This window comes from Candidatus Nitrosotenuis cloacae (genome assembly GCF_000955905.1).
Lineage (GTDB): Archaea > Thermoproteota > Nitrososphaeria > Nitrososphaerales > Nitrosopumilaceae > Nitrosotenuis > Nitrosotenuis cloacae.
The window spans coordinates 947,024-963,955 of record NZ_CP011097.1 but is presented as its reverse complement, the minus strand read 5'-3'; the positions used below and the strand labels follow the sequence as shown (position 1 = coordinate 963,955).

21 protein-coding genes are annotated in these 16,932 nt (G+C 41.7%); 16 read left to right on the top strand and 5 right to left on the bottom strand.

What is annotated here, in order from left to right:
* Positions 1 to 2: 2 nt before the first annotated feature.
* Positions 3 to 173 (bottom strand): C2H2-type zinc finger protein, encoded by a 171-nt coding sequence (locus SU86_RS09925; RefSeq protein ID WP_177318925.1) that lies wholly within the window; start codon positions 171 to 173, stop codon positions 3 to 5.
* A gap of 109 nt (positions 174 to 282) precedes the next feature.
* Between SU86_RS09925 and SU86_RS05495 the strand changes: the two genes are divergently transcribed.
* The 4 genes from SU86_RS05495 to SU86_RS05480 all read left to right on the top strand — a co-directional run bounded on the left by SU86_RS05495 (position 283) and on the right by SU86_RS05480 (position 3,559).
* Positions 283 to 945 carry a hypothetical protein gene (locus tag SU86_RS05495; RefSeq protein ID WP_048188054.1) on the top strand — a complete coding sequence of 221 codons (663 nt, stop codon included), beginning with the start codon at positions 283 to 285 and terminating at the stop codon, positions 943 to 945.
* 76 nt (positions 946 to 1,021) lie between these two features.
* Entirely contained in the window at positions 1,022 to 1,699 is a 678-nt protein-coding gene (locus SU86_RS05490) for a hypothetical protein (protein ID WP_048188052.1), read from the top strand.
* Positions 1,700 to 1,772: 73 nt separating this feature from the next.
* Positions 1,773 to 2,396, top strand: coding sequence for a hypothetical protein (locus SU86_RS05485; RefSeq protein WP_048188050.1), 624 nt, complete (start codon positions 1,773 to 1,775; stop codon positions 2,394 to 2,396).
* A gap of 65 nt (positions 2,397 to 2,461) precedes the next feature.
* Positions 2,462 to 3,559, top strand: a complete 1,098-nt coding sequence (locus SU86_RS05480) for a radical SAM protein (RefSeq protein WP_048188048.1) — start codon at positions 2,462 to 2,464, stop codon at positions 3,557 to 3,559.
* On the opposite strand, the gene SU86_RS05475 is transcribed toward SU86_RS05480, so the two are convergent.
* The 4 genes from SU86_RS05475 to SU86_RS05460 form a co-directional block, all read right to left on the bottom strand.
* Complete coding sequence (locus SU86_RS05475; RefSeq protein ID WP_048188047.1) at positions 3,545 to 3,856, bottom strand: MTH1187 family thiamine-binding protein; 312 nt, start codon at positions 3,854 to 3,856, stop codon at positions 3,545 to 3,547. The genes SU86_RS05480 and SU86_RS05475 overlap by 15 nt on opposite strands.
* Before the next feature lie 31 nt (positions 3,857 to 3,887).
* A complete protein-coding gene (locus SU86_RS05470; protein ID WP_236687665.1) occupies positions 3,888 to 4,169 on the bottom strand; it encodes a hypothetical protein in 282 nt (93 codons plus the stop codon).
* A gap of 268 nt (positions 4,170 to 4,437) precedes the next feature.
* The gene (locus SU86_RS05465) at positions 4,438 to 5,259 is read right to left on the bottom strand and encodes a menaquinone biosynthesis family protein (protein ID WP_048188045.1); all 822 of its coding nucleotides are present in this window, start codon (positions 5,257 to 5,259) and stop codon (positions 4,438 to 4,440) included.
* A gap of 35 nt (positions 5,260 to 5,294) precedes the next feature.
* Complete coding sequence (locus tag SU86_RS05460; RefSeq protein ID WP_048188043.1) at positions 5,295 to 6,155, bottom strand: CBS domain-containing protein; 861 nt, start codon at positions 6,153 to 6,155, stop codon at positions 5,295 to 5,297.
* Positions 6,156 to 6,214: 59 nt separating this feature from the next.
* On the opposite strand from SU86_RS05460, the gene SU86_RS05455 reads away from it, so the two are divergent.
* The 12 genes from SU86_RS05455 (at position 6,215) to SU86_RS09915 (ending at position 16,911) form a co-directional block, all read left to right on the top strand.
* Complete coding sequence (locus SU86_RS05455; protein WP_048188039.1) at positions 6,215 to 7,114, top strand: SIS domain-containing protein; 900 nt, start codon at positions 6,215 to 6,217, stop codon at positions 7,112 to 7,114.
* A gap of 67 nt (positions 7,115 to 7,181) precedes the next feature.
* Positions 7,182 to 9,374 carry an elongation factor EF-2 gene (locus SU86_RS05450; RefSeq protein WP_048188035.1) on the top strand — a complete coding sequence of 731 codons (2,193 nt, stop codon included), beginning with the start codon at positions 7,182 to 7,184 and terminating at the stop codon, positions 9,372 to 9,374.
* A gap of 122 nt (positions 9,375 to 9,496) precedes the next feature.
* Positions 9,497 to 9,928 (top strand): hypothetical protein, encoded by a 432-nt coding sequence (locus tag SU86_RS05445; protein ID WP_048188033.1) that lies wholly within the window; start codon positions 9,497 to 9,499, stop codon positions 9,926 to 9,928.
* 375 nt (positions 9,929 to 10,303) lie between these two features.
* The gene (locus tag SU86_RS09920; RefSeq protein ID WP_177318924.1) at positions 10,304 to 10,468 is read left to right on the top strand and encodes a hypothetical protein; all 165 of its coding nucleotides are present in this window, start codon (positions 10,304 to 10,306) and stop codon (positions 10,466 to 10,468) included.
* Between the two features lie 184 nt (positions 10,469 to 10,652).
* Complete coding sequence (locus SU86_RS05435) at positions 10,653 to 10,904, top strand: hypothetical protein (RefSeq protein ID WP_048188030.1); 252 nt, start codon at positions 10,653 to 10,655, stop codon at positions 10,902 to 10,904.
* Positions 10,905 to 10,938: 34 nt separating this feature from the next.
* Positions 10,939 to 11,352, top strand: a complete 414-nt coding sequence (locus tag SU86_RS05430) for a hypothetical protein (RefSeq protein WP_048188029.1) — start codon at positions 10,939 to 10,941, stop codon at positions 11,350 to 11,352.
* Between the two features lie 31 nt (positions 11,353 to 11,383).
* On the top strand, positions 11,384 to 11,593 hold the full coding sequence (locus SU86_RS05425; protein ID WP_048188025.1) for a hypothetical protein: 210 nt from the start codon (positions 11,384 to 11,386) through the stop codon (positions 11,591 to 11,593).
* A 35-nt stretch (positions 11,594 to 11,628) separates the two neighbouring features.
* The gene (locus SU86_RS05420) at positions 11,629 to 12,087 is read left to right on the top strand and encodes a cupin domain-containing protein (RefSeq protein WP_048188024.1); all 459 of its coding nucleotides are present in this window, start codon (positions 11,629 to 11,631) and stop codon (positions 12,085 to 12,087) included.
* 72 nt (positions 12,088 to 12,159) lie between these two features.
* Complete coding sequence (locus SU86_RS09375) at positions 12,160 to 15,426, top strand: fibronectin type III domain-containing protein (RefSeq protein WP_052755535.1); 3,267 nt, start codon at positions 12,160 to 12,162, stop codon at positions 15,424 to 15,426.
* 26 nt (positions 15,427 to 15,452) lie between these two features.
* Complete coding sequence (locus tag SU86_RS05410) at positions 15,453 to 15,848, top strand: hypothetical protein (RefSeq protein ID WP_048188022.1); 396 nt, start codon at positions 15,453 to 15,455, stop codon at positions 15,846 to 15,848.
* A gap of 50 nt (positions 15,849 to 15,898) precedes the next feature.
* Positions 15,899 to 16,768, top strand: coding sequence for a matrixin family metalloprotease (locus SU86_RS05405; protein WP_048188020.1), 870 nt, complete (start codon positions 15,899 to 15,901; stop codon positions 16,766 to 16,768).
* Positions 16,765 to 16,911 carry a hypothetical protein gene (locus SU86_RS09915; protein ID WP_177318923.1) on the top strand — a complete coding sequence of 49 codons (147 nt, stop codon included), beginning with the start codon at positions 16,765 to 16,767 and terminating at the stop codon, positions 16,909 to 16,911. Before SU86_RS05405 ends, SU86_RS09915 begins: the two co-directional genes overlap by 4 nt.
* The last annotated feature ends 21 nt before the right edge of the window (positions 16,912 to 16,932 follow it).

Here is a 16,932-nt window from a genome sequence, read left to right as displayed (position 1 = left end):
TTCTAAAATACTGTAACGTCGCCAGGTGCTGGCTCTCTTTTTTGGTTTTCATGGTATGATACAAATTCGGCATGCTTTGTTTTTTGGTGCTCTCTGAGCAATTCTATGGTATCAAATGCATTATTGCACACATAGCACTTTGGCTTGTACTCATCAACAATAGGAAGCACCATGGTGTGATGTGGTTTTGAGCCTAACTAAACTTTTTGAGATGGTAGAATTACCAAATCTACTTACAAATCGTTCCACAATCTTAAATATACTCAAAATCGAATTTTTGGTATGCAAAAACTAGGAATCCTAGCATCTATACTACTACTTAGTGCTGCACTGGTCGGACCAGTCGGTTTCTCATTTGCACAGACAACAGAGACCAACTCGACAAGTACAGAGACGACTCCAGATACTACAACAACTCCACCACCAGCTCCCAAGCCAACCAAGCCCTTGAGCGACGAGGAAAAAATCCAAATGAAAATTGCAGAGCAAAGAGCAAAGATGACAAAACACGTCGATGAGAAAATTCAAAAACTCAAAGAACGTGCACTGCAAAAATCCAAAACATATGACGACAGACTCGCAGAACGAGCCAAATTCCTTGAGGAAAAACGAGCAATGAAGGGAGAAAAGATGGAGCAAAACATGGAAGATCGAAAAGCAGCAATAGAAAAAAGACTTGCAGACAAGAAAACCTCATTTGAAGAGAAAATGAGCAAAAAGGTAGCAAGCTTTGAAGAGCGACAAGCCGATGCCAAAAAGAAATTTGATGAAAAGATGGCAAAGAAAAAAGCACAATTTGACGCCAAAGTCCAACTCAAATCAAAGCGCGCACCGACAACTGAGACTCCAGTAGATAGTTCAAGCACTGATTCTAGCTCAACGGGTTCTGATTCTGATGCCAGCACTGGCACAAACTCCACTGCTACATCGGGCGCAACTCCATAAGGCTGAACAGTTAATCTCTTTTTCTTTTGGATTAATCATTAGTTATTATTTTATAGTATCATGATATGATATTGTCATGCATCACACTGCAATATTGTCAGCATTGATTTTGTTATCCTCTGTTATCATACTGCCGTACTCTCAATCGTTTGCACAAACAGCATCTGAGAGAATCGCGGAATTTGAAAAAGAACAGGAAGACAAGTTAAAGAAAATCGAGGAACAGCGTAAGTACTCACTAAAAGACGAGGCTGCCAAAACAAAGGAAGCGCTAGATAAAAGAAAGCAGGCTCAAAAAGAGCTGGAGGCAAAGCGTAAGGAAATCGAAGAAGCAAGTGAGGCAAAGCGACAAGAGGTAATCCAGAAAAGACAGCAAAAGCTGGACGAAATCAAAGCAATAAAGGAAAAGGCTCAGGCCCAAGTCGAAGAGATGAAACTAAAGCGAGAACAAGCCGTACTGGAGCAAAAGGGGGCAAACACCAAGGAATTCCTGGACAAGTCCAAATCCACAATCGACTCTGATGCAAAAAAGACAAAAGAAAAAGTGCTCTCTGAGCAAAAGGAGATCCAAAAGATGATGGACCAAAAAAGAAAAGCTGCAGAAAAAGCACTAAAGGAAGAGCGAGCGGCGCTTGAGCAAAAGGCAAAAGACGAGGAGCAGAAAAACTATGAATTACAACTTCAAAAGATAAAGCAGGCAAAGGCAGCTCAGACAGCCAAGAAATCTGTCCCAAATGAATCAAAATCCGAATAAACCAGTCCAAGTATCCTAAAAATCGCCGAATCCAGTCGCATTATTTTTATATTGATTTCTTGGTTCCACAAACATGCAAAAACTAGGTATCCTAGCTTCAATACTTCTTTTGACCGCAGTCGTTATCGGCCCAATCGGATTATCCTATGCACAGACAGCGAACACCGCAGCTGCAGCAAAGGAAAAGCACGATGAAGGCAGAAGCGCATTTGATCAAATGAGAGCAGACAGACTAGAGTCCCAAAAGCAAATGGCAGCAGACATCAAGGCAAAAATGATGGCAAAGAAAATGGCAGCAGCCAAAGCCATCGAAGATGCAATCGCAGCTCGAAACGAGTCCATCAAAAAAGATGATCTCCCAAGAACTGCAGATGTACTGGCAAAGCTCAGAGAAGAGGCTAAGGCAGCAATCGAGGCACGCAAGTCATCAGGCGGCCCAAGTGAATCACAAACTGCATTAGAATCAGAACGAGAAGCATTTGCAATGAAGGTCAAAGCCCAAAAAGAATATCTCCCAAAATCCCCTGAAAAGGATGTAAAGAGAACATTCGATGAGGCAGTCAAAGTACCAAAGACCCAAAAGGACTTGGGTGCAACTGATCAAAAAGCAAAGGAAGAAGCACAAAAGGCTGAAGCTCAAAAGGCATCAGAAATCAAAAAAGACAAGTACGGCAAAATCCACTACAACCGCAAATAGATAATTCTAATAGATTGTCTATTCGGTACGTTTCTTTTATATTTACAAATTTTTAGAACCAGCTCATGCTTCGAGATATCATAGTAGACTCTAAGGCAATTGACAGATCGTTATCTGGCGAAGAACTATCATACAATGATGGAATGGAGCTGATGAATTCAGAGAATCTTTTTGTTGTTGGCGCAACAGCTGATCTGGCAAGAAAAAGACTGGTCGGAAACAAAGTAACATTTGCCGCATCATACTACATGAACTATACAAATCTGTGCGCTGCAAGCTGCCAAATGTGTGCATTTTACAGAAAGGGCGATGAATCAGATGCATATACACTGAGCCCTGAGCAAATCGAAGCAAGAGTAGCTGCGGCAAAATCAATGGGTGCAACCGAGGTGCATATCGTTGGCGGATTCCATCCTAGCTTGCAATTAGACTATTATGAAAACATGATGAAAATCATAAAGAAAAATCATCCAGAAATGACCGTAAAAGCATTTACTGCTGCAGAGATTTTCTTTTTATCAAAGCTAACCAAGACGTCCGTCAAGGAAATACTATCTAGATTAAAGTCTGCTGGCCTTGACTCTATGCCTGGAGGGGGCGCAGAATTGTTCCATCCTGAAATTAGAGGACAAATAGTCCGTGGCAAGTGCTCAGGACAGGAATGGCTTGATACAATAGAGCAAGCACACAATCTGGGAATCAAAAGCAATGTCACCATGCTGTATGGGCACATAGAAAAGCCGGAACACATCATAGATCATCTCATCAAGGTGCGAGAGCTGCAAAAGAAAACAGGTGGATTCATTACATTCATTCCATTAAAGTTTTCACTCGACAACACAGAGCTGGAGCAGAAAAATCTTGTAAACCACGAGTCGTCCGCAATTTATGATCTCAAAATAATTGCAATATCCAGGCTAATGTTAGCTGGCGTTTTGAACAACATATCAGTATACTGGGTTGCTTTGGGCAAAAAGCTTGCACAGGTTGCCCTGTCTAATGGCGGAAGTGACCTAGTAGGTACGGCATTTTCTGAGGAGATTTATCGTGCAGCAGGCAAGCCAACCAATTCATCCGTGATGGAACTAGCTACGATGGTAAAAGAGATTGGTCGAGAGCCTGCACAACGAAACACGTTCTTTGAGACACTACGCACCTTTTAGGTACTTGTTCAAAGATTCCATTTTTTGATCTGCTGTCTGGGATTTGTCGGTCCTGGAATCTATCTTTAGGATGATTTCAATTCTTTTTACTCCCAGCCTGTGGATTGTCTCTGACATTGTTTTTGTGGCCTCAAAGATTTTTCCCAAATCATTTGACTCTAGGATAGTTCCCATCGGGGTTACCTGATGTGATAGATTGGTCATGTTCTGGATGGACTCGATTGATTTTGCGATATAGAAGCTAAGGCTTGTCGAGTCTGTCCCTACTGGATACAGGCTGATTTCGGCTGTGACCATTATTCTGGTTGTGCAAAAACGGTTAAAATCTTTAGGATGCCTCTGGTGGTCTCTTTTCTATTGTCTTTGCGCCGCCCTTTTTTCTTCTTGCACCAAAGCTTATCAAGACTAGCAAAAAGCCCACTCCTGCAAGCATTGCAGCTAGCGTGGAATAGTTTTTGTGCTCTACTTCTCTTTTCATCAAATCAAGTGCTTGCTCGTCTGTCATTCCTGCCTGTCCTATTGGTACAGCAGAATTTAGATATGCAATCAGAATCATCCCAACAATCAACATTGCAAGGCCGCCACTGAGAATTTTCTTGTCGATTAGCACTGCTCTATTATACCATTAATCATTATTATACAAATCGTGCCATCAAACAAATGTAAAGAATTTCTGAATAATATCATATCATACCAATACATTTGTTTGAGTATCGTATGATAATTAAACAGATTTCAAGTCTTGGCTTGATCATCTTTATGTTGCAAAATTGTATAATATAGTACGAAGCTAACACAAGCTAGCAAATATCACAAAGGCGGTATTTCTAGTCCGCGACGAACCTGTTCTGTCGCATTTGTGCTAGCTTCCTCCTATCTCAACTGATTTGCAAGTTGAATTTTTGTACCAGTCCTTGTTTGGTGGCAAGATCAAACAAATGCCTAATCGATTGCTCGCCTGGTTTTCCCATATCTACTGTTATTGGATTTACGTACATTTTGACAAATTTTTCTATCAGCGCTTCTGGCTTGCCACGGCTATACTGCATGGAATAGTCTAGTGCTTCTTTTTGGTGCTCTAGTCCATATGCAATAGAGTCGTGGAGGTATTTGTCAAATTTCCGTATTGTTTCAATGTCAAATCTATTGCTCATGACGTTTGTGCCTAGGGGTACGGGCAGTCCGTTTGTGGACTGGTCCCACCATTTTCCAACATCTAGGATTTTGATCAAGTTTTCTGATTCGTATGATAACTGGGTCTCATGAATGACTAGTCCTGCATCGACTTTGCCGTCTCGAACTGCTGCTGGAATGTCGCTGAACTTCATCTCGATATAATCAAATTTTCCAATCATTAGTTGCAAGAGCAAAAATGCTGATGTCATCTTTCCAGGAATGGCGATTTTTAATTTTGGCAATGTCTCTGGTGAGATATTTGTCTTTGCTATCACAATAGGACCATACCCAATACCAAAGCTTCCACCACTTCGCAGTATGGTGTGGTTTGGCAGATACGCGCATGCATGGACTGATACTGCAGTCACATCCAAGTCATTATCCAGTGCTCGTCTGTTTAGCTCCTCAATGTCTGCTATTACATGGTTAACCGTGAAATCATTTGATGGTACCTTACCTGTCAGCATTCCATAAAACATGAACGCATCGTCCGAGTCCGGGGTGTGGCCTATGGTTATTTTCATGATTTGGGATTTTATGGTATGGTAATAATAATGTGCTAGGACAGTTTTGCCAGCTGTCGTGTAATGTCTTTTTCTGTTACAAAGCCGACTATTCTTTGCTTGTGGGTCACAGCAACACCATGGACTCGATAATCGATTAGGATTTTTGCTACCTTGGCAATGCTGGTGTTAATTGATACTGAAATTATTTGTCTGGTCATGATTTGGCCAATCTTGTAGGTTCTGCCAAACCCCTTGGCAAATGTCTCAGCCCTTGATTGGTTTGTGTGGTACATTGCGGTTTTCAGAAAACTCTTGTAGGTTACTATGCCTACGGGCGTGCCTGTAGAATCCTTGACTAGCAAGCGAGAGATTCCACTGTCCAGCATTTTATGCAGTGAGTCATACAGAGATGTTTCCTCTGGGACAAAAAAGCTACCCACTGACATTATCTCTGATAGCTTGGTCTCATCTACCATGTTTTGCTCAAAATATTTTACAATGTCGTGCTTTGTTATGATTCCAATTAGATGATTGTTGTCCTTGACACCTAGTGCGTTGATTCTCAGCTTTAGCATTTGCTCTGCACAGTTTGATACTGGGGCGAATCTGTCCACCAAGGTCAGATCTCTTGTCTTTGAGATGGCTGGAATGTCTTTGATGCTTTTTTCCTCTGTTAGTAGGGCCTCTGCAATTCCTTTTTGTGATAGGTGCCTTGGCTGACTCAATTGTATGATTAATCCGGAAATGTCCCTGGTTAGAATTTCATCTGCTGCAGTGTAGATGGTAGAATTCTCATTAATCGATATTGGTGATTTCATCAAGTCTTCAGCGGTTGGGATGAACTCGTGGCGTGATCTTTGCTTTAACAATGCAAGCTTGGCTTTAATCCAGGCGATATAGTGTAGGCTGTTCATTTTATCCAAACAAAAATTTCATGATCAAGCACATATCTTTGTGTATGTGATATGGTATAATGAACACGATTGATGCATTTACACATGATATGTATTTGCAGCTTGATTATCTGGCAAAGTTTGTATCACAAAAGAGCAAGCTAGGTAAAAATATGATATTTTGTGGTAGTGGTGACTCGCTGTGTGCTGGAATGCTTGCCGAGGCATTCTCTGACTATGCTGTTAGGGCATGTGATCCTTTGGAATTTACACAAAACAAAACACTGGCAAGGACTAGTCGTGCCTATTTTGTGTCCATTTCTGGCAACACAATATCAAACATTCATGCCGCCAAGCTAGCAAAGCATTCCATTGCAATAACTAGGAATCCAACCAGCAAGCTTGGTAAGACTTGTGATGGAATAATTCCTCTTGATTATACTGATTCCAAGGTACTAACAGCCGGCAGCATTGGATTTTTGGCAAGTGCGCTGACCTGCATTTCTTTGGTGTATGATTTTAAAATAAAAAATCCAAAAAGGATATTCAATTTAGCAAAGGCCGCATCCCAGAAAATCACACTGTCCAACCAAATCTACATTCTTGGCAACCAGCACACATATCCAATTGCAATGTACATGTCTGCCAAGCTTGGCGAAATACTGGGAATGAATTCTCACTATGAAAAAATTGAACAGTTCTCACACATGGGATTATTCACTGCCAAATCCGGTGATACTATAATCACACTGGAACCAAAGAATACTTACATCTCTCATTTATCATCAAATCTCAAAAAACTTGGACTGAATGTGTATAATCCATCTATTCAATCCAAGAACAAAATCGATCAGGTCTTGTTTTACATTTTTGTGTCACAGTTTGTTACACTGAACATGGCACGTAAAAAAAGAATCAAGGAATGTTATTTCATATCACAAAAGAATGTGCGAGCTGCAAGCTCTGATATGATCTACTAATTTTTTCAAAAAATCGATCTTTTTTTAATAAGATTTAATACCCCTCCTCAAAGAATTCCAATCAAATATGAAGTACAAGGCAACTGAGCAGATCCTAAAGATCATCAAAAATAAGGAAAACATTAGAAACTTTGGTGTAATTGCTCACGTAGACCACGGAAAAACCACAATGAGTGATAATCTCTTGGGTTATGCTGGTATAATTTCGCCTCAGGCAGCAGGTCGTGCACTAGCCTTGGATTCCATGAAGCTTGAACAAGATCGTCAGATGACTATAGTTCAGGCAAACGTTACATTACTTTTCGAAAAAGCTGGCCAAGAATATGTCGTAAACATGATTGATACTCCAGGCCACATTGACTTTACAGGACGTGTCACCAGAAGCCTTAGGGCCATAGATGGCGCAGTTGTGGTATCAGATTCTGTAGAGGGTATCATGACTCAGACTGAAACCGTAACCAGACAAGCGCTGGAAGAGCGAGTCAGACCAGTCCTGTACATTAACAAAATCGACAGACTCATCAAAGAACTGAGACTGACTCCTGAGAAAATGCAGGAATGGCTTGCAAACATTGTTTCTACTTTTAATGGATTAATCGACACCTATGCCGAACCAGAATACAAGGAAAAATGGAAGGTCTCAATTCAAGATGGCTCGGTATCATTTGGCTCTGCAAAGGACAGGTGGGGTTTCAATATCGATATCATGAAGGAAAAAGGAATTTCATTCAAGGACATTTATGCTGCATACCAAGAAGGTGCAAACGTTGATGATCTAGCGAAAAAGGCACCATTGGCAGAAGCTGTACTGGGAATGGTTGTAAAGCATCACCCACCACCACATGTAGCACAAAAATACAGAATTCCAAAAATCTGGAAAGGTGATTTGGAATCCGACATTGGCAAGGCAATTCTGAATTGCGATGACAATGGCCCTGCAGTTATGATGATTGTAAACATGGCAATGGATCCAGCAGCTGGTCCTGTTGCAATTGGAAGACTATTCTCTGGTACGCTAAAAGATGGCATGCCTGTTCATTTGATTGATACTAAACGTGAAGGAAAAATCCAATCGGTCAACTTTTTCATGGGCAACCAAAGAGAGATGGTCGGAGAATTGGGTGCAGGAAACATTCCAGCTTTGCTTGGCTTGACTGAGGCACGAGCTGGACAGACTCTGTCTACGGTAAAGGACGTTTCAATCTTTGAAGGAATCAAGTATGTATCAGAACCTGTAGTTCAGATAGCAGTAGAGGCAAAGTTTCCAAAAGACTTGCCAAAATTAGTCGAGGCTCTGCGAAGAATTACAATCGAGGATCCAAACCTTGTGGTTAAAATCAACGAAGAAAGCGGCGAAACAGTCATTGCGGGAATGGGTGTGTTGCACTTGGAAATTGCAACATCTCTGATTGGCGATGCCGGAGTTCAAATAGTAACATCACAACCATTGATCAACTATAGGGAAACCATTCAGGGTGGTTCAGAGGCTGTCATGTCAAAATCACCAAACAGACACAACAAGATTTTCATGAAAGTAGAGCCACTAGAGCCAGAGATTGCCGATATGATCCGTGCAGGACAATTATCCGAGATGAAGGACAAAAAAGAGATGGAGAATCTCTTGAAATCAAAGGGTTGGGACCTTGATACTGCAAAGCGTGTAATGAGATTTGACTCTCGCGGAAACATTATGGTTAATGGAACAAAAGGTGTCCAGTTTATCCAAGAATCTACCGATTCCATTTTGTCTGGATTTGAGGAAGTAATGAAGGAAGGTCCACTTGCAAGAGAGCAGGTTAGAAATTGTAAATTCACATTCACTCACTTTGTTCCTCACGAGGACACTGCTCACAGAGGTCTATCGCAATTATCACCAGCAGCTCGACGTGCATGCATGGGTGCAATGCTAAAGGCACAACCCATTTTGCTAGAACCGATGCTTGGAATTGAGGTCAGAGTCCCACAGGACATGATTGGAAACGTAGCATCAGTTTTGTCTGGTAAGAGAGGAAAGGTACTTGATATGCAGCAAAAAGGAATCACCAGCATCATAGTCGGTGAGATTCCAGCTTCAGAAACATTTGATATTGCCGAAGTCATGAGAGGCCAAACTGCTGGTAAAGCAATGTGGAATACTCACTTTAAGGCGTGGACTCCAATGCCAAAATCAATCCAAGCGACTTTGATTGCTGAAACTAGAAAGAGAAAGGGATTGCCACCAGACCCACCAACAGCTGACGAGTTTATCGATAAAGAGTAAAAATAGAACCCCGCCTTTTTGTGCGCAAAAATTCAATGTTTTTCACGTAATGACGTAGGTTAGGATTTGTTGGAGAAACAGCTTAACTTTTTTAATTGATTATTAATCTGATCAGATGTTAGATGAAATCCAAGAAAATAGTATTACCCGATGGCGCCATTGAATTTCTTTCAGATAGAATAAGAAAAGATATCCCTATTGAACAGGCCATATCTGAATGGAATAAAAAACAAGAAAGTGATAAATTTTTGAAAATTGGCGATATTGTTAAAATTCATAGATTAATGAAAAAAGATCCCTTTCATGGAAAACGAGGATTCATTGCTACAGTTTTAAGTCCTGTTGGAAATTATCACGATCCCGAACGATCTGGCAAGTTCTCAGTATTCATTATGGAGCATTCTAACAATTCGATATCTGGTAGTTTTCTAGGCTCTGAGTTAGAACCAACTAAGGAAACAATATCTAAAGAATTTGTAGAGAATTATCTAAAAACTCCAACATTAAACGATACGATGCGTGAAGAACTTAAACAATTGATGCAGGAATTATAATTTCATATACTTTCTTTATTGAAATGATTCATCGAAATTGGCATGGATTCATTCATAATTCTAGAATCTATTTGTTCGATTGTACCTAGCCAAAGACGTTTTCTATCTGCATTCAAATCTAACACGTCTGTAAATCTGACTTTTACTAATTGGTCTGATGTTTATTGAGAAAACATTTCTCACACAAAACATTATCTAGTCTCTTCATCGCAAATTCAATCTGTTTCTTATCTAGTCGTCCATGCTGTATGGTATTGAGGAGATTCTCTTTGTCAATTGGTTCAAACTCCTCACTACAATGACACTTTTCACACTGACATTTCATACTAGTAATCAGTCAGATTAATTTATAACACATTTTCCAAAACCAAATCCATGGGCCTCTTCAAAAAGAAGGAAGAAACAAACCAAACAAAATGTAAAACCTGTGGAATGGAATTACACGACCCAGAGCGCCTAAAGAGACACATCAACAAGGCTCACGGACACCTACCTGCCAAGAAAATGGACGGTCAAGATGGTGCCGGCGGAATGTGGTAGTATTATTCTGCTAGAACTTTTTTGCCCTTTAATTCCAGATCAATCTTGTCCATGTCTGATATGGTAGGCTCATCTTGGATCATTTTGTGATACATGCGAGTTGTTACAACCATGTTCATACCCAATCGCAAAATACCATAATAGAGATATGTTGTTCACTTTACTCACACACTGTAGGATATAATTGGAATTTGTAAGAAAAATCACCCAAGACGACTTTGTTATCATTACCAATCGACTGCGAACGGACTTTAATCTGATATTCTACAAATCCGATGATCCATCAATCATGGAGTCCTTCAAGATCTTTACGCGAGTTAAAAACATCAAAACCATATATTACAAAAACGGAACCCTTCTCGTCCGAGGAGATGCCGCAACACCAGAATACCAACATGTTCTGGATGTGATAACCAGCATACTAAATCCACAATGATATTTACAAATAATCTAATCATACCATACCAATAATGTCTCAAAAGGTATGGTTAGGTAGAATCTATCTCAAAGAGGAAGGTGGATACGAGTTGGTACTGCGCGCACTAAACCATTACAAAAAAAGGCTGCGCAACATTAGGAACTCGCCTGAAATCAAGGACGCGCCAATGTTTGCGCAAATTGTAGAGCAAGAGGCAATGAAGGCATATCCTTTGGTTGGAACACTGATTAAAAAAATCAGTGAAGGATTGGAAAACTCTGAGGTGCTGTCCAGATTGGAGTCTGATATCACATTATTTGAGAAAGCACTGAGCTGCTATCAATCAGATATACAAAAAATGGATTCTGATCCATTCTACGCTGAATTAATCTCTGACAAAACTGTGGCAAGTGCGGATCTGCTAAATATCACATCTGCTTTATCAAAAATCACGGAATTTTCCTAATCTCTAAAAACATCCCCACTCATATCACACTATGAAGGATGCCCAGTGCAAAAAGTGCCTGCAAAAATTCCATCAAAAAGACATTTACACCATCCAACAGTTCCAATATAGAAAAACCCCACCATACCAATGGACCATTGATTATTTTGCCAAACTACACATCACAGAATGGGATTCTTTTTGTGAATCCTGTATTCTGGAATACCAAAAGGAATCAGCAGACCACTTTCAGAAAACCTGATTGGATTATATCCATAATATGATGACTTTTTCATAATGAGAAAAGCCAACATTTACTCCCCTGGAAACCCCCGCAAGATAAACCCAAACTGGTTTACCGGCAAGACCTCCATGAAGGACATATCTGGTACCATACACTCAGAACAGCACAACATCTATCACGTCTATTTCAAAGGCGGCTCCAAGACAAAGCTCCATACCCACAATGGTAACCAGATCCTAATTGCAACAAAAGGCAAAGGCAAACTGGAACTATACAAAAAGCTTCAAAACAAAAAATCGCACTTTGCCATAAAGAAAACCGAATCTATCCCATTAAACGAAGGCGACATAGTATACATTCCAAAAAACACGCTTCACACGCACGGCTCTATTAGTAAATCCAAGACCTTTTCCCACATTGCCATCAATATCATATCATCCAAAAGCTCAGAATACAAAACCGTATGGTATGAATCCGACTATGCCAAATCCGCAGGCAGCATCGTACCATAAGAAAATTCAATCAATTCATCACTAATGATTTAGTCCAAGTGTTTATCAATCTGTGAAGGGCTTTTTTCAGCTGTGAAGGCGTATCTATTCGCATTATTTTATGTCATATTATTCGCATCCATAACTCAGGCGTTTGCAGCAACCGCCCCTGATCCTCCAACAAACCTTACCGCCACTGCCGTTTCAGGAACACAGGTAAACCTGTTCTGGTCGGCACCTGCCAATGATGGCGGAACCGGCGTTAACAGCTACAAAATAGAATACAAGATTGGATCTGGAAGCTATTCAATTCTAGTTGCAAGCACTGGATTTACCACAAATTATTCCCATACGGGACTGACCAGTGGCAACACCTACACCTACAAGGTATCCGCAATCAACAATGTCGGTACTGGAAATCCATCGTCCGAGGCCTCTGCCACACCAACCTCATCATCTACTGGTTCTGCCCCCGGTGCACCAACCGGACTGACTGGCGTTGCAGCATCTCCAACTCAGGCAAATCTTTCCTGGACTGCGCCAACAAGCTTTGGTGGCTATCCTATTTCCGGCTACAAAATCGAATACAGAATCGGCTCTGGCAGCTATTCTGTTTTAGTGTCAAACACCGGCAGCACCGCAACCACCTATTCTCATACCGGATTAACTACAAACCAGGTCTATCTTTATCGAGTTTATTCCATTACACAATTTGGCACAAGCGAAAATCCCTCAAACGAAGTAGTGGTACAGCCAACATCATCTTCAGCGTTAACCGTTTCAGGCTCTCCAACAGGCGTGTCTGCCACACCCGTATCTCCAACTCAAGTGAATCTGTCCTGGTCTGCCCCTTCAAACAATGGCGGCTCACCAATTACAGGCTACAAAATAGAAGCAAAGTCAGGTTCTGGAACATTCTCAAACCTTGTATCAAACACTGGAACTACAACCACAACATACTCCCATACCGGACTGACAACTGGTACAACCTACACGTATAGGATCTCTGCCATCAATAATATCGGAACAAGTGCTACCTCTGGCGAAGCATCTGCTACTCCAACATCATCCTCAACATCTGGCGTACCTAGTGCACCAACCGCACTGGTAGCCACTGCAAACTCTGGTACCCAGGTAAACTTGTCTTGGGCCACACCATCTAGCACAGGCGGATTTCCAATTACAGGATACAAAATAGAATACAAGATCGGCTCTGGCAGCTACACAAATCTCGTATCAAACACCGGTACCACAACCACCACATACTCACATACCGGCTTGACATCAGGACAGCTTTACGTTTACCGAGTTTCTGCAATCAATAGTGTTGGAACCAGCATCGCATCAAATGAAGCCTCATCCACCCCAACATCGTCTTCATCATCTTCTAATGTACCAGGATCAGTAACTAATCTGTCCGCAACATCTGCATCACCCACTCAAATTAATCTGTCCTGGGGTGCTCCATCCAACAATGGCGGTGCGGCAATCACTGGCTACAAAATTGAATCAAAGAAAGGTGCTGGCGCATTTGAGGTATTGGTTGCAAATTCGCAAAGCACAACAACCTCATTTTCTCACACCGGCCTTACCACAGGCACTCAATACTATTACCGAGTCTCGGCAATCAACTCTGTAGGGGCCGGCACACAAAGCGAGGTCTCTGCCACGCCAAAGGACACCACAACGCCAACCGTAACTGCTACTGCCATATCGCCTACGGCAATCACGCTAACCTGGGTTGCACCATCGCAAACCTACAAGCAATCAATCACCGGCTACAAGATAGAGGAAAAAATTTCACAGGACAGCTACAAAGTAATTCAGGACAATGTCGGCTCTGTCAATACCTACACTATAACCGGACTCACCACAGGCAAGACCTACACGTATGTAGTGTCTGCATATTTCACGCTGGGCTCTAGCCCAAGATCTGCAGATGCCACTGCTACACCACTATCCACATCAAATGCAGTGCCACCAACCCCAACTAGTACCACAACGGTAAATCCACCAACAAATCTTGTTGCAACCCCCGTCTCACCAACACAAATCAACCTATCCTGGACTGCACCATCAACTAGCAGTACTATAGTCGGATACAAGATTGAAGTCAAAAAAGGACCTGCACAATTTGAAACGCTAACACCAAGTACACAAAATTCCACTACAAAATATTCCCACACAAAACTAGTCACAGGAACCACACACGTATACAGAATCTATGCCATCACATCATCTGGAACAAGTCTTTCATCTGCAGAGGTTTCCGCAACCCCAACCACATCAACCATAGTCACACCACCGCCATCCGTGCCTGTCAATGCAAAACCTCCAACACCACCTACACTATCAGCTAATCTAGTTTCATCAACTCAGATCAATCTGTACTGGTCTACACCATCAATTACTGGCGGTGCAGAAGTCACTGGCTACAAAATAGAATACAAGATAGGTCAAGACTCGTATCGTACACTAACCAGCAAGACCAGCACCACAACATATTCACACACCGGACTGCTTGCAAACACTTACTCGTATAGAATTTACGCAATCAATGTAGCAGGACTGAGTGTTGCATCAAATGAGGTATCTATCAAAACAGCAGATCCTCCAAAACCAGTAGAGGAAACACCAGAGCCAACCCAATGTGGCATAGGAACAATGTTTGATGAAGAGACCCAGACCTGTATCGTAGAAACCGAAACAGAACCAGAGCCAGAGCCACAAACCCCCACAACCCACATTCCGGGATTTCCAGATCCTGACAAGGACCCACAGTCATATGTGGAGAGATACAATTCCGAGGCCGCATTCAAGGAATGGTTTGATAAAAACTTCCCAGGCCAGACAATATACGAGGTATTGGAAATTCCAGAGCCCGAACCAGTTGAATTGCTGTGCGGTCCTGGAACTCACATCGAAGAGGGAGTCTGTGTTGTGGATAAAGCAGACGGGCCATTTGGTGGTGGATGTTTAATTGCAACCGCAACATATGGAACAGAACTATCGCCACAGGTCCAGTCCCTAAGAGAGCTACGTGATAATGTATTGCTGTTTGGTGGTTCTGGGACTGCGTTAATGTCAGGATTCAACGAGTTTTATTATTCATTTAGTCCAGACGTGGCAGACCTAGAACGACAAAATCCGTTATTCAAGGAAGTAATCAAAATAACAATCACACCAATGCTATCCACGCTATCGATTCTGAATCATGCAGGAATTGACTCGGAATCCGAACTGGTAGGATATGGAATCCTGGTTGTAATGCTAAATGCAGGAATCTATCTTGGTGCACCAGCATTACTGGTAATGGTAATAAGATCAAAAATCCAACACAAACACGCCGAGAAATCTTAAATTATATTTTGTGGTATTATGACCACATGAGGCTGTCTGGGATAATGCTGATATCATTCCTTGTGCTCTCGGTTCTGACAATCAATACCGCAGATGCAACGCCACAAAAATATTCTATAAAAAAAGACATCAAGGATTTCAAAACCATGCAAACCGACAAGTCAGCCCAGATAAGCAAGATATCAAAATCAAGAACACTGCACGTCTGGCATATAGTGGAAGTCAAGGTGTGTGCGGGCATGGAAAAACTATACTCACCTGATCTAGAATTGCGCTCAGACCGAGATGTGGTCCAGGTGACTTTGTGGGGTTTGATCATGCCAAAATCCTGCAAGAGCGGCGAGTTTTTCATTGCGGCCGATGATCCAAATTCCATATCGATAGTATTTTCAACCCAGAGTTATTCCGAGCCTACCAGATAATACCAAAAACACAACATGGGCCTTATTTGTGAGAATAATCCAGAGTTTTCATGAAGTTATTTCTTGGTGGAATCGTACTGGTTGCGGTTTTTGGATTCATTCCGATTCCAGCTGATGCTCAGACCTACAAAATGTATGTGCAAAAAATGCCGCCATCATGGGAAAAACAGTTTGGAACAGTACTAAATGATGCAATCAAATACTGGCAGCAAAAAATGCCCGGACTACAACTGGAAATCGCCACTAGACAAGACACTGCAGACTTTGTCTTGGAATGGGCAAGCCAGTATGATGGGGGCAAGCTTGGATACTATACCACCAATACCCTAAACGAGTACGGCAAGCCACGACTAACCATCACGCTAGGTTATTTCAAGGACAAAAAATGGAATCTTGTATCATCAGACTATGCATTGGAAATAACAAAGCACGAGCTAGGACACGCAATTGGGTTTTCCCACAGCGATGATCCAAATGATATCATGTATCCAAAAATTGAAAGCTACGAATCATGGCTGCAGTTAAAGTCACCTGCCACGCTCAAGGCAACAAACTCGACTAAAATCATTGACTGGAAGCTAAAGGCAACCAAAATCCAGACCTTATCAGACAAGAAACTATTTGCAACAAAAACTGCACTGCAAAAAATCACACCCTCGCTAAACTATACCTGGATTACCAACAAGGCATCCCAGGCTGAGATGCAAAAGGCCACGGACTCGTTTTTGGCTGCAAAAAAGTTCCTAAATGACGCAGAACTAGTCCAAGACGAGGCAGACGCATTGTTCTATGAATCAAAATACCGAGACTCTTACTCCAAGTACCAATCCTCACTGGATAGGGCAAAAAAGATAGACATCAAGCTAGTCGAAATTAGCAAATCCATCAAAAAAGCAAAATCCCTAGAATTTGGCAAATGAAAAAATCCGAGATAAACAAACTGGTCCAAGAATATCATACCCTACAGGCCAAGCTAGCCAAAAAGTATGATCACAAAATATCCGAGCGCATCAAAGAGCTAGAGCACCAATACTATCATGAGACCGGCGATCCAATAGCGTGATCAAAAGTTTGAAAAACCCCC

What these genes read in the sequence shown, in the direction of transcription:
- SU86_RS09925 (WP_177318925.1), bottom strand. Translation starts at nt 173, where the DNA reads ATGGTGCTTCCTATTGTTGATGAGTACAAGCCAAAGTGCTATGTGTGC.
- SU86_RS05495 (WP_048188054.1), top strand. Translation starts at nt 283, where the DNA reads ATGCAAAAACTAGGAATCCTAGCATCTATACTACTACTTAGTGCTGCA.
- SU86_RS05490 (WP_048188052.1), top strand. Translation starts at nt 1,022, where the DNA reads ATGCATCACACTGCAATATTGTCAGCATTGATTTTGTTATCCTCTGTT.
- SU86_RS05485 (WP_048188050.1), top strand. Translation starts at nt 1,773, where the DNA reads ATGCAAAAACTAGGTATCCTAGCTTCAATACTTCTTTTGACCGCAGTC.
- SU86_RS05480 (WP_048188048.1), top strand. Translation starts at nt 2,462, where the DNA reads ATGCTTCGAGATATCATAGTAGACTCTAAGGCAATTGACAGATCGTTA.
- SU86_RS05475 (WP_048188047.1), bottom strand. Translation starts at nt 3,856, where the DNA reads ATGGTCACAGCCGAAATCAGCCTGTATCCAGTAGGGACAGACTCGACA.
- SU86_RS05465 (WP_048188045.1), bottom strand. Translation starts at nt 5,259, where the DNA reads ATGAAAATAACCATAGGCCACACCCCGGACTCGGACGATGCGTTCATG.
- SU86_RS05460 (WP_048188043.1), bottom strand. Translation starts at nt 6,155, where the DNA reads ATGAACAGCCTACACTATATCGCCTGGATTAAAGCCAAGCTTGCATTG.
- SU86_RS05455 (WP_048188039.1), top strand. Translation starts at nt 6,215, where the DNA reads ATGAACACGATTGATGCATTTACACATGATATGTATTTGCAGCTTGAT.
- SU86_RS05450 (WP_048188035.1), top strand. Translation starts at nt 7,182, where the DNA reads ATGAAGTACAAGGCAACTGAGCAGATCCTAAAGATCATCAAAAATAAG.
- SU86_RS05445 (WP_048188033.1), top strand. Translation starts at nt 9,497, where the DNA reads ATGAAATCCAAGAAAATAGTATTACCCGATGGCGCCATTGAATTTCTT.
- SU86_RS09920 (WP_177318924.1), top strand. Translation starts at nt 10,304, where the DNA reads ATGGGCCTCTTCAAAAAGAAGGAAGAAACAAACCAAACAAAATGTAAA.
- SU86_RS05430 (WP_048188029.1), top strand. Translation starts at nt 10,939, where the DNA reads ATGTCTCAAAAGGTATGGTTAGGTAGAATCTATCTCAAAGAGGAAGGT.
- SU86_RS05425 (WP_048188025.1), top strand. Translation starts at nt 11,384, where the DNA reads ATGAAGGATGCCCAGTGCAAAAAGTGCCTGCAAAAATTCCATCAAAAA.
- SU86_RS05420 (WP_048188024.1), top strand. Translation starts at nt 11,629, where the DNA reads ATGAGAAAAGCCAACATTTACTCCCCTGGAAACCCCCGCAAGATAAAC.
- SU86_RS05410 (WP_048188022.1), top strand. Translation starts at nt 15,453, where the DNA reads ATGAGGCTGTCTGGGATAATGCTGATATCATTCCTTGTGCTCTCGGTT.
- SU86_RS05405 (WP_048188020.1), top strand. Translation starts at nt 15,899, where the DNA reads ATGAAGTTATTTCTTGGTGGAATCGTACTGGTTGCGGTTTTTGGATTC.
- SU86_RS09915 (WP_177318923.1), top strand. Translation starts at nt 16,765, where the DNA reads ATGAAAAAATCCGAGATAAACAAACTGGTCCAAGAATATCATACCCTA.